This window comes from Sphingobacterium sp. LZ11T8 (genome assembly GCF_024261425.1).
Taxonomy (GTDB): domain Bacteria; phylum Bacteroidota; class Bacteroidia; order Sphingobacteriales; family Sphingobacteriaceae; genus Sphingobacterium.
Window position 1 is genome coordinate 317,731 of the sequence record NZ_JANBZY010000005.1, and the last position, 12,182, is coordinate 329,912.

The following is a 12,182-nucleotide window of genomic DNA, read 5'->3' on the forward strand; positions in this document are numbered from 1 at the left end:
ATTATGAAAATTTTTATCTAAAATATACCACCTTCCCGACTTATATAGTCAGAAGCCACCAACGGTTAGTATATTGAATTACAGTCATCATTGCATCACAAAATTAATAGAAAAATTGAATATTCAAACTTTATTTGTGAAAAAAGCAAAGATTAGGCAGGATTTTTAGTCATTTAGCAAATCCGGTCTTCTTTGTTTCGTTCGTATAAGTTGTTGCTCATGACGCCATTCTGTGATTTTGGCTTCATGTCCACTCAATAGAATATCAGGTACTTTATGGCCATTCCAGTCTACCGGTCGGGTATAGATTGGCGCATCCAATAGGCCATCTTGGAAGGAGTCGGAGAGGGCAGAGGTTTCGTCGGATAGCACACCTGGAATGATCCTGACGATAGAATCTACCAATATGGCTGCCGGTAATTCCCCACCTGACAGTACATAGTCACCGATGGATATTTCGCGGGTCACGTAAATGTCCCTGATCCGTTGGTCAATCCCTTTATAGTGCCCACATAATATCATGATATTCTTGGCTGAGCTAAGCCCATTGGCGATCCCTTGGTTTAAGGTCTCCCCATCTGGAGTCATATAGATGATCTCGTCATATTCGCGCTCAGATTTTAGTTTCTCTATACACGCTGCAAAGGGCGCAATTTGCATGACCATTCCGGATCCACCACCATAAGGATAATCGTCCACTGATTTCTGTTTGTTCACGGAATAATCTCTCAAATTGTGAACATGGATGGAACACAACCCTTTTTTTTGCGCACGCTGAAGAATAGAATGAGCAAAGGGGCTGTCCAATAATTGGGGTAATACGGTGATGATGTCAAAACGCATACGCAAATGTACATGATTATTGGATAAAATAGGTTTAAAAATACATTTATGAAAAGGGAATAAGTTTTGGTTAACAATTTCTTATTGTAAAAATAAATTAATCTATTTCATAGTATGAAATTAATTTTTATTACACAGATATATTTTATTTAATGACAAATAGTAAAAAATTTATCCATAATCATAAAATATGTTCGAAATCACTCCTTTTCAATTAACCATAAACGATGTAAAATATAATTTTAATAGTGTTTTAAGTTTAATTTCGAAAATTTCAAAAAATAAATGCCCTTTTTTTGCATCCCCAACAGCATATAAATAGATTTGGCGCTAGTTTAACAATACTAACTTTTTGCCAAGAAAAATTAGAACCCAATTTTTATTAACTAAAAACAAGAAACATGAAACAAAGATTACTCAGTGTTCTGTTGCTGTGTACTATGCTAATTGGCGTCGTGCATGCACAAGATCGGCAAGTGAGTGGTAAAGTGACAGCGGCATCTGACGGCAGCCCTATTGCAGGCGCTTCAGTTAGAGTTGTAGATCTTAATTCCGCTACACAAACTGATGAATTTGGAAATTATTCAATTTCCGTACCAGCGAATGGCAAATTAACCTTTTCCTACATCGGTTATGAATCCCAAACCATTACCGTTGGCTCCCAAACAACTATTAATGTGCGTTTAGTTGGTGGAGAAAATGACCTGGAAGAAGTCGTAGTAACTGCTCTAGGTATTGAAAGAACTAGAAAATCAATCGGTTACTCGGTTCAACAAGTAAAAGGAGAGGACCTTACACAGGCTAGACAAGCAGATTTAAACACTGCTCTAGCGGGTAAAGTTTCCGGTATCCAAATCAGAACTGGTTCTGGTGCTAAATTCGGTACTGCAGCTATCCGTATCCGTGGTATTAATAACTTGACAGGTGGTAACCCAATCTACGTTGTGGATGGTGTGATCACAGGTCCTGAATATGTTAACAACGACGATATCGAAAGCCTATCCGTTTTGAAAGGCCCTGCAGCAACTGCGCTATACGGTCAACGTGGTGCAGAAGGTGCGGTCGTGATCAAAACCAAATCGGGTAAAGCAACTCCTGGAATCGGTATTGAAGTAAACCAAGCCACTTCATTTGAAAATGTTTATGGCTTACCAGCATATCAAAACGAATATGGTGGTGGTTACAACCAAGAATTCTCTACGTTTAAATACAATCCTGCTATTCATGCTGATTATTTGAAAGCCTTAGACGGTGCTCAATATTACAACTTCTCAGCGGATGAAAGTTGGGGTCATAAGTTGGACGGATCAATGATCGCACCTTGGTACGCTTGGGATCCACCCATCCTAAATTCGGTCAATTAGCCGCTTTCTCACCTCAGCCAGACAACGTAAAGAGCTTCTTTGAAACTGGTGTTACGGCGAGTACAAACGTTGCGGTTTCGAAAAGAACGGATGATCTAAATTCAAGACTTTCTTATACCAATTTGAGCAGAACTGGGGTTATGCCTAATTCTAAACAAGGTAAACACTGGTTAGGTGCTAATGCAGCTTTGAATTTAAGCGATAAATTAACGGTTAGCACGAACCTCAACTTTATTTTTGAAAACCGTTTCAACACTCCTATCGACGGATATAGCTCAGGTCCGCAAAGTTCATTCAACCAATGGTTTGCAAGAAACTTGAACATGGATGATCTTAAAGATTACCAAAGACCTGATGGTACGTACAGAAGTTGGAACATGATTTCTCCAACCAATACAGACCCTAAGTACTGGGACAACCCGTATACACATGTGTACAAAAACATTTCGAATGATATCAGAAAAAGACTGTACGGAAACGTAAGTGCAGTTTATAAATTCAATGAAAACTGGAAAGCTTCTGCAATCGCTCGTGGTAACTTCTTTAACGGTGAGCAAAACTCTAGAATTGCTTCCAACACACTTAGCCAAGACGAGTACTACCAATACTTGAACAATCAACAAGAATTGAACTTCGTAGGTAGTATTGATTATACAACTAAGGTTCAAGATTTTGATATTTCAGCTGCTGTTTTCGTAGAAAACAGAAGAAACAAACGTACATATACTGATGCACGTACTGCAGGTGGTCTAGCTGTTCCTGATCTGTATACCCTTTCAGCGTCCAAAAACAGACCTACCCTGAACTCTTTCTTAAGCGATTATAAAGTAAACTCCCTATACGGATATATTACTTTAGGTTTCAGAGACTTCTTATTCTTAGAAGCTAATGCTAGAAATGACTGGTCTTCAAGTTTACCTAAGAAAAATAACTCCTACTTATACGGAGGTGTTTCTGGATCATTCTTGTTCTCTGAATTTATTGAGTCAGATTGGTTCAGCTATGGTAAATTAAGAGCTTCCATCGCTCGCGTTGGTACGGATACTGATCCATTCAGGGTTGCACAAACTTATTCCATCGGAAATCCTTATGGCTCTAGTCCTTTATTGACAGTGCCTAACCAATTGGTGAATACAGAACTTAAACCTACGCTATCTTCATCTATTGAAGTAGGTACGGAATTAAGATTCTTCCATGACCGTTTGACTTTTGATTACAACTACTACACACGTTCATCAAAAGACCAAATTATTCCTTTGACGGTAACTTCAGCATCTGGATATGCGACTACAGCGATCAACGCTGGTCAAATTGACAACTGGGGTCATGAGTTCTCATTAGGTGGTACCCCGATTAAGAATGATAATTTCTCCTGGAACTTGAATGCAAACATTGGTATCAACAAAAACAAAGTTGTTGAACTATACGAGGATCCAGTAAATAATATCGTTGTAAACAACCTTAGGGTTACAGTGGATGGTACCAGAAACTCATTTGGTTTCGTAGGTGCACCGGTAATCGCTGTTAATGCCCGTAAAGGTGAAGCATTCGGTATGTTGACTGGTTCAGGTTTCAAAAGAAATGATAAAGGCGAAAAAATCGTTGGAGCTGACGGGTTTTATGTCCCTACTTCAGGCGACGTCGATCTAGGTTCTATCCTTCCTGATTTCACAGGTGGTTTAACTTCACAGTTCAACTACAAAGGAATTACTGCAGGTTTCTCGCTAGACTTTCAAAAAGGTGGTAAATACATGTCTATTTCTTCCATGTTCGGTAATGGTTCTGGATTGTACGAAGAAACAGCAGGTGTGAACGATAAAGGAAATCCTAAACGTGATCCAGTTGATCAAGGTGGTGGTGTTCTCCTTGATGGTGTGAAAGAAGATGGAACTCCAAATGATGTGTATGTTGATGTTCAGCAATTATATCAAGACAAATTGAACTCAGGTAACATTTGGGAAAACTGGGTATATGATGCTTCATATATCAAAATGCGTGAAATCAACATCGGTTATACTTTCCCTGACAGAATGTTTGGTAAAACTCCATTCAAGAAAGTTTCATTAACCCTGATTGCACAAAATCCATTCTTGATTTATGCTAAAAACAGAAACTTTGACCCTTCCATCTTAGAAGGCTCATGGTTCGAAGGTGGTCAGTTGCCTAACACAAGGACATTTGGTTTTAATCTAAGGTTTAGCCTGTAAATCTATTAAGTTTATGAAAAAGAAATTTTTAAATACAATACTTGGATTTGTTTTGATTGGTCTTTCAGTTTCTTGTACCAAAGATTTTGAAGAGATTAACAAAGATCCAAATAATCCAGCCGATCCTAATACCGAGCTGTTGATAAGTAATGTGATCCGTCAAATTGGTAACCAAGGAAACGGTATCGCTGGTTGGGCAAAGGATATATATCCCCAGTATATGGCCGAGATTCAATATACCAATGAGTCTAGGTTCCAAAATAAGTTCTATGATTTTTCAGCTTATTACAATGGGCCATTATTGGATGCACAAACCATCCTTAATTTAAACTCTGATCCAGCAACTGCAAACTTACCTTATGTTCAAAAAGGTGGTAGCACGGATAACCAAATTGGGGTATCTCGAATTTTGAAAGCTTTCTTTTATCTGCACATGACAGACAGATGGGGAATGTTGCCGTACTCAGAAGCCTTAAAAGGTAAAGAAGTATTGACACCTAAATACGATACACAAAAGGATATCTACACTTCTTTGTTGAAAGAATTGAAAGAAGCAGCTGCGCAATTAAAGACTGGTGAAGCATTAAATGGTGATATCCTTTTCCAAGGGAATGTTTCTAAATGGGTAAAATGGGCCAACTCTTTACGTATGGTTGCTGCTATTCACTTAGCGGATGTTGATCCAAATTTAGCTAAAGCGGAGTTTGCTAGTGCTTATGCTGCAGGAGCAATCGCTAGTAATGCTGACAACGCTGTTTTTGCTTACCTGAACGATGCCAATAACCAAAACCCGCTTTATAACAACTACTTCGTTGGTAAAAGAACGGATTATGCGGTAAGTGAAAAAATGATCGAAACGTTGGAAGACTTAGCTGATCCTCGTCTGCCAGTTTATGCAGAAAAAGTGGTTCAAGGGGGTGGTTATAAAGGTATGCCTTATGGTTTGGCCAATGCGGATGATGATTTGAACCAAGAAACTGTTTCGTTGATCGGTAAAAAATTCACTGCTCAAAACTATGGTTTGCCAATCACAACTTATGCACAAATTCAGTTTATGTTAGCTGAGGCTGCTTATCGCGGTTGGGGAACTGGAGACGCTGCTACTTTTTACAAAAAAGGTATCGATGCATCCATGCAACAACAAGGGGTAACTGCGCCAGCATCCTACTTTACGCAAAGTGGTGTAGCTTATAGTGCAGCAAATGGTTTGAAGTTGATCATTACCCAAAAATGGTTGGCTAACTACCAAGCAAATGGTTATGAAAGCTGGGTGGACTGGAGAAGAACTGGATTCCCAGAGTTACATCCTGGTCCGGCTCCTTTGTCAATCGACAAAAAGATCCCTGTTCGTCAGGCATACCCGAATACGGAAGCTGGCTTGAATGGTAAAAACTATGAAGCAGCTGTTGCCGCACAAGGTCCAGATGAATTGAACACCAGACTTTGGTGGGATACCAAATAATAATATTACCTATGAAGGGGCCGTCCAATTTATTGGCGGTTCCTTTATTTACAAGTTCTTAAGATATATCGAGTAGATGTCTAGGGTGTTCCGATCGAAATTGAAAAAGTAACTAAATAATATTGTGTTTGTAATAGGCGGTTAATGCTTAGCCCTAAGATAAACTGCCTTTATTAATCGGGGTTGAACAGTGTTCAATCCCGTTTTTTTTTTCTCCGCTTAGCTTCCTAAAAGCTGCTTTTCAAGGTTTTGTGAAATGAATAATATTTTTGTTCTTTAATCGTATGTAATATTTCTCTTAGGGAAATATTGTGGATTTAAAGGTTTTAAACCCATTTTTGTGTTCAAACACCCATTTTGACCAAGAAATTAAAGAGATAATCTTAAAGTAACATGCATTTTACATTTTTTATGTAATAGATATATTTTGGCGAATTATTGAATTTCAATAAAGACCGTGTTGTGAGAAGTGTTTTAGGGATAAATCGAAATTATATTCTGATTAACGAACATGATTATGACTGATGTTTTGAAATTCTGTCCATGCAGTGATGAATGTTTCGTTATTGTTCTCTAGATATTGCTGGTTAGCAATGCATATCAAATTTTACTTCTTCTTAAAACTTGTTTAAACATCTAAATACGCTAATATTTTACCAAATTTTCAATCTTGAATTATAAATATCAGTAATTCAGCAGGATAAGGGAATAATAATCTCGTTAATATTAAAATTATTTTATTCAAATCAGTCAAATAACTATTAAATGACTGCTATTTATTATAAATTTTAACGTAGAATCTTATAATAGTTGACAATTCAACTTTTCTGTTACCTATTTGATAAAAATAATAGGTTACAGGAATTTATTTGTGAAATATTTAAGGTAAGTCTATATTTGTCGACTGTTTAACAAATTTTAACAGACTCTGTTTTAAAACTTTTAATTAATAGCAAAATTTATGAAACACAAATTACTCAGCTTAATTTTTGTGTTAACCTGCATGATTAGTGTAGCGTTCGCACAAGATCGTCAAGTGAGTGGTAAGGTAACTTCGGTTACTGACGGAGCACCATTAAGTGGTGTATCAGTAGCGCTAGTGGGAACTAGTATTGCTACTCAGACAGACGCAGATGGAGGTTACACGATTACTGTAGCGGACGGTAAGACGGTATTGAACTTCTCATTTGTAGGATATACTTCTAAAAGAGTAGATGTTGCTAACCAAACAACTGCCAATGTACAATTAGTAGAGGATGAAATGTCTTTGGATGAAGTTGTCGTTGTAGGTTATGGTAGCACAACCAAAGAAGCTTTTACAGGTTCTGCAAAAAAGGTTGATGGTACGAAATTGCAACAAAAGAACACTTCAAACGTGTCGCAGGCAATCGCTGGTGAGGTAGCTGGTCTTCAAGTGACCAATACTACAGGTCAGCCAGGTACTGCTTCAACAGTACGTATCCGTGGTTTTGGTTCGGTTAACGGTAACCGTGACCCATTGTACGTGGTGGATGGTGTGCCTTTCTCAGGTAACATTACTTCCATCAATAATGCAGATATCGATAATGTAACGGTATTGAAAGATGCTGCTGCAACTGCTATCTATGGTTCTAGAGGTGCCAACGGGGTAATCGTAATCACCACTAAAACAGGTAGAGGTCAGAGCTCATTTATTGAAGCTGATGTTAACTTCGGTACAAACATGTCTTTATTGCCTCGTTATGATGTGATCAAATCTCCTGAAGATTATATCGGGTTAAGCTGGGAAGCTATGTACAACGAAGGTGTATTGGCTGGTGAAGACGGTGCTGCTTATGCTAACGAGTACTTATTCTCAGATAGAGGTATCAATCCATTGAACAACCTTTGGAACGTAAGTTCAGTGTCTGATCTAATCGATCCTGTAACTAGAAAGGTTAAAAACAATGTAACTAGAAAGTTTGATCCTGAAAACTGGGAAGATCATGCTTTCCAAAATGCAGCTAGAACTGACCTTAACGTTAGGTTCGGTGGTGCAACAGATAAAACAAACTACTTTACCTCATTCGGATACTTAGGTGACAAAGGTTACTCAATCAACTCTGATTTCGAAAGATTTACAGGTCGTTTGAGCTTAGACCATAAAGTGACCAACTGGTTGACAGTGGGTATGAACACCAACTACTCGAAAGTAGAAAGAAATACAGGTGGTCAATCGGAAGACTCAGGAAGTATTTTCTGGTTCGTTGACAACATCCCTTCTATCTATCCTTTGTTTGAGCGTGATGAAAACGGAAACAAAATTGATGATAACATCTTCGGTGGTTATGTATACGATTATGGAACGAACTCAGGCCGTAAATTCGGTTCATTAACCAATGCGATCGCTGATGCAACTTATGACATCAAACGTCACAAACGTAATGAATTGAACGGTAGAGCCTATGTTAACTTCAATATCATTGATGGTTTGACATTCGAAAACTCCTTAGGTATCCAATACTATAACAATATCTACAATGACCGTGCAAACAAATTCTACGGAAGTTCGGCATCTCAAAACGGTTCATTGTACCAAAGTCGTACAGAGCTTAACTACTTCAACTTATTGAACTTATTGCGCTATAGAAAAGATTTCGGTGATCACTCATTGGAAGCATTGGTAGCACATGAGGCTGTTAAGTGGGAAAGCAATATCTTGAATGCCTCTGGTTACAACTTAGTGGACAACAACATCCTTGATTTCAATAACGTAATCGTTTCTAACCCAGTTAAATCTTATACGGAAGCTTACGCTTTGGAAAGTTACTTCGGACAGGTTAACTACGATTACAAAAATAAATACTACTTATCCGGAACAGTGAGAAGAGATGGTTCTTCAAGGTTCAAGAAAGATAAATGGGGAACTTTTGGTTCATTAGGTGCTGGTTGGATTGTATCTAACGAAGACTTCATGCAAGACCAAGATATTTTCAATTTCTTGAAATATAAAGTTTCTTACGGTGTTCTTGGTGAGCAAGCTGGTGTTGGTTACTACCCAGGTTACGACTTGTACAGTGTAGATAACTTGAACAACAACCCTGCATTCTCATTCGTAACTAAAGGTAATGAGGACTTAACTTGGGAAACTTCCAAAATGTTCCAAACTGGTATCGAGTTCGAATTAGGTAACTATATCTCTGGTACAATTGAGTACTATGTGAAAAATACCGACAACTTAATCTTCGATAGAGGTGTTGGTCCATCAATCGGTTACCCTACAATCAAAGTAAACGACGGCCAGTTAAGAAACCAAGGTATCGAATTTGATTTAGTAGGTCACATCCTTAAAGGTCAAGATTACTATTTAGATCTAGGTATCAACGGTGAGAGTTTCAAAAACAAAATCACTAAAATGCCTATCGAACCTTCCACCAACTTACCTAAGGAAATTGATATCCAAGGTGTTTATGGATGGTCTAAAGATCACTCTCTATACGATTTCTACATGAGAGATTTCGTTGGTGTAGATGCTGAAACTGGTGAGAGCCAATTCAAGGTGTTCTATACGGACAACAATGCAAACGGTCAGTTTGACACTGGTGAGCAGATCACTTCATTGGCTTTGTTCGACAACCCAGAAAATAAAGAGATCAAAGAAGGAACTACAACAGTATACTCTGAAGCAACTCAACATTATGTTGGTAAATCTGCTATCCCTAAATTAAGAGGTGCAGTGAACTTGAGAGCAGGTTACAAAGGTTTCGATTTAAGCGTACAGATGTTGTATAGCTTAGGTGGATATGCTTATGACGGTGCTTACGCAATCTTGATGAACAATGATGTGATCGGTGGTAACAACTGGCACACGGATATGTTCAACAGATGGCAACAGCCTGGTGATATCACCAACGTTCCAAGATTGAATAATGACAATGATGTTGGTGTAAACTCTTCATCAACTAGATTCTTGACATCTGCAAATTACTTGATGTTGAACAACGTAAGATTAGGTTACAACTTCAAAACTAATGTGTTAGATGCTATCGGTGCAAAAGCATTAGGAATCTGGGTTTCTGCAGATAACTTGGCTATCGCTTCAGCGAGAAAAGGATTCAATCCTTCAACTCACCAAGCTGGTTCATCAAGTATGTACAGATACTCTCCTTTATCAACTGTAAGTGCAGGTTTAAGAGTTAAATTTTAATAGTTAGATAAACAATGAAAAAGTCATTAAATATAGTGTTGATTTCATCCCTGTTGTTTACTGCTTCTTGTAGTAAAGACTTCTTGGATGAAAAACCAACAGAAGAACTTTCAACCGAACAGTTGGAAGAAGCTGCAAAACAAGACCCTGCTTTGTTAAAAGGTAATATTGCAGGTCTTTATTCAACCATGTACAATTTATTCTCTGCGCAAGGTGCCGCTGAAGAGAGCCATGACGACTTTGGTCAAAAAGGTTATGACATCTATACAGACATGTTGTGTTCTGATATGGTGTTGGCTGGAAGAAACTATGGCTGGTATGATCAAATCGCGCGTTACATCACGACAACTGATTATACTAAATTAGAAGCTAGCCACGCTTGGAAATATTACTACAAAATCATTTTCGCTGCCAATACTGTTATTGATGCTTTGGGTGGTACAGATGTGGAAATTCCTGCTGAAGATATCGAACAAAGACATATTATGGGTCAGGCTAAGGCGATGAGAGCTTATTCATATTTCTACCTAGCAAATTTATATGCTAAAGAGTATGGTACTGGTTCTGAAATGATCTTACCGATCTATACTTCTACTGATCAGCCTAACCAACCTTTGTCAAGCACCAAGGATGTTTATGACCTGATTGTTTCTGACCTGAATACGTCTATTGCTTACTTAGACAACTTCAACAGAACAAGTAAAGATCAGATCAACAAATACGTAGCAAAAGGTTTGTTAGCTTATGCATTAGGTGCTAGAGGTACACAAGCTGATTGGCAACAAGTGGTTACTTTGACCAATGATATCTTGGCCAATGGAGGATTCCCTTTAACTACAAAACGTGAATCTGCTGCTATCCTAAATGAAAATGGTATTGTAACAAACCCTGAGTCTGGTTTCAACAATGTAAATACTCCAAGTTGGATGTGGGGTGTTGACTTGACCTTAGCGAGTAACCTTGACTTGGTTTCTTGGTGGGGACAGGTAGATTACTTTACCTATAGCTATGCAGCTGCAGGTGACCCTAAAACTATCGATAAAGGTCTTTACGACAAAATTCCTGCTGATGACGTGAGAAAATCTCAATTCAACGCTAAAAACTTAATGCCAATGAACAAATTCTTTGCACCAGAGCGTAAAGCAATGGGTCAAAGAAATGTGGTTACGGATTATATCTATATGCGTGTGGATGAGATGCAGATCTTGAACGCTGAAGCTTATGCGAACTTGAACAATGCCGCTTCTGCTGCTGAGTCTTTGAAAAAAGTAGTGAGCCTAAGAAAAGCAGATGTAAACTATATTTCTAACCTTTCTGGCCAAGCTTTGAAAAATGAAATCTATTTACAGACTCGTATCGAGTTCTGGGGTGAAGGAAAAAGTTACCTAGCGATGAAACGTAATAAAGCGACCATCACTAGAGGTTCAAACCACCTTTCTTTCCCTGGTCAATCATTCAGATACAATGATGAGAAATTGACTTTCCCAATCCCTCAAGTGGAAATTCAAAATAACCCTCAAATTTAATAGACTAATTTTTAATTGCTATATAAGCCTTCAGGATTTCCTGAAGGCTTTTTTTATTTCCGAAAATCCTATCCCCCAGACAGCGCTTTTCCCTCTTCGATGATCTTAAGGATATGGGTCAATTCCGCCCTGATTTTCATCTCCTCCTGATCAGGTTTTATTCGAGACATATTCGAGACATATTCGGGAATCATTCGGAAATCTCCCCAGTATTTTCCGAAGATTTTCTGAACAGGAACTGAGTAAGGATTGAGGCATGTAGCCAAAGTTCCGAATGTGTCTCGAATAAGACTAGGTTGAATTTGGCAGTTCTTGAAATTAATAGATACAAAACTTGTTTTTCACCCTAGCTGTTTTTCATTATTCCCATTTCTGCTCAATAACTATCGGAATTTATACTAAAGCGCAATAATTGAAGGTTAAAATTAATCTAAACAATAGATATTGGTTGAGGTTTCAAGTTTATTTTTCTGATAATTTCCTTAAAATTAACAAATACTACCTAATATTCTTGATTATATTAAAAATATTAACGAAATTTAGAATATATAGTTAATAAAGTTATTTAGAGCCAATTTCAAGTTAATATTTAAACAAATATTAAGTATATATAAA

General features: G+C 37.8%; 6 protein-coding genes. 5 read left to right on the plus strand and 1 reads right to left on the minus strand.

The genetic code is table 11. The features are described from left to right. Positions 1 to 165 precede the first annotated feature (165 nt). Entirely contained in the window at positions 166 to 843 is a 678-nt protein-coding gene (gene trmD / locus NLF99_RS13935; protein WP_185213920.1) for a tRNA (guanosine(37)-N1)-methyltransferase TrmD, read from the minus strand. Positions 844 to 1,244: 401 nt separating this feature from the next. On the opposite strand from trmD, the gene NLF99_RS13940 reads away from it, so the two are divergent. The 5 genes from NLF99_RS13940 (at position 1,245) to NLF99_RS13960 (ending at position 11,567) form a co-directional block, all read left to right on the plus strand. Further along, complete coding sequence (locus NLF99_RS13940; protein ID WP_254529024.1) at positions 1,245 to 2,207, plus strand: carboxypeptidase-like regulatory domain-containing protein; 963 nt, start codon at positions 1,245 to 1,247, stop codon at positions 2,205 to 2,207. Further along, positions 2,165 to 4,414: an outer membrane beta-barrel protein gene (locus tag NLF99_RS13945; RefSeq protein WP_254529025.1), complete on the plus strand. Its 2,250-nt coding sequence runs from the start codon at positions 2,165 to 2,167 to the stop codon at positions 4,412 to 4,414. Before NLF99_RS13940 ends, NLF99_RS13945 begins: the two co-directional genes overlap by 43 nt. Positions 4,415 to 4,427: 13 nt before the next feature. Further along, entirely contained in the window at positions 4,428 to 5,876 is a 1,449-nt protein-coding gene (locus NLF99_RS13950; protein WP_185217346.1) for a SusD/RagB family nutrient-binding outer membrane lipoprotein, read from the plus strand. A 961-nt stretch (positions 5,877 to 6,837) separates the two neighbouring features. Then, entirely contained in the window at positions 6,838 to 10,041 is a 3,204-nt protein-coding gene (locus tag NLF99_RS13955) for a SusC/RagA family TonB-linked outer membrane protein (protein ID WP_185213923.1), read from the plus strand. Between the two features lie 14 nt (positions 10,042 to 10,055). Beyond that, on the plus strand, positions 10,056 to 11,567 hold the full coding sequence (locus NLF99_RS13960; protein WP_185213924.1) for a RagB/SusD family nutrient uptake outer membrane protein: 1,512 nt from the start codon (positions 10,056 to 10,058) through the stop codon (positions 11,565 to 11,567). The last annotated feature ends 615 nt before the right edge of the window (positions 11,568 to 12,182 follow it).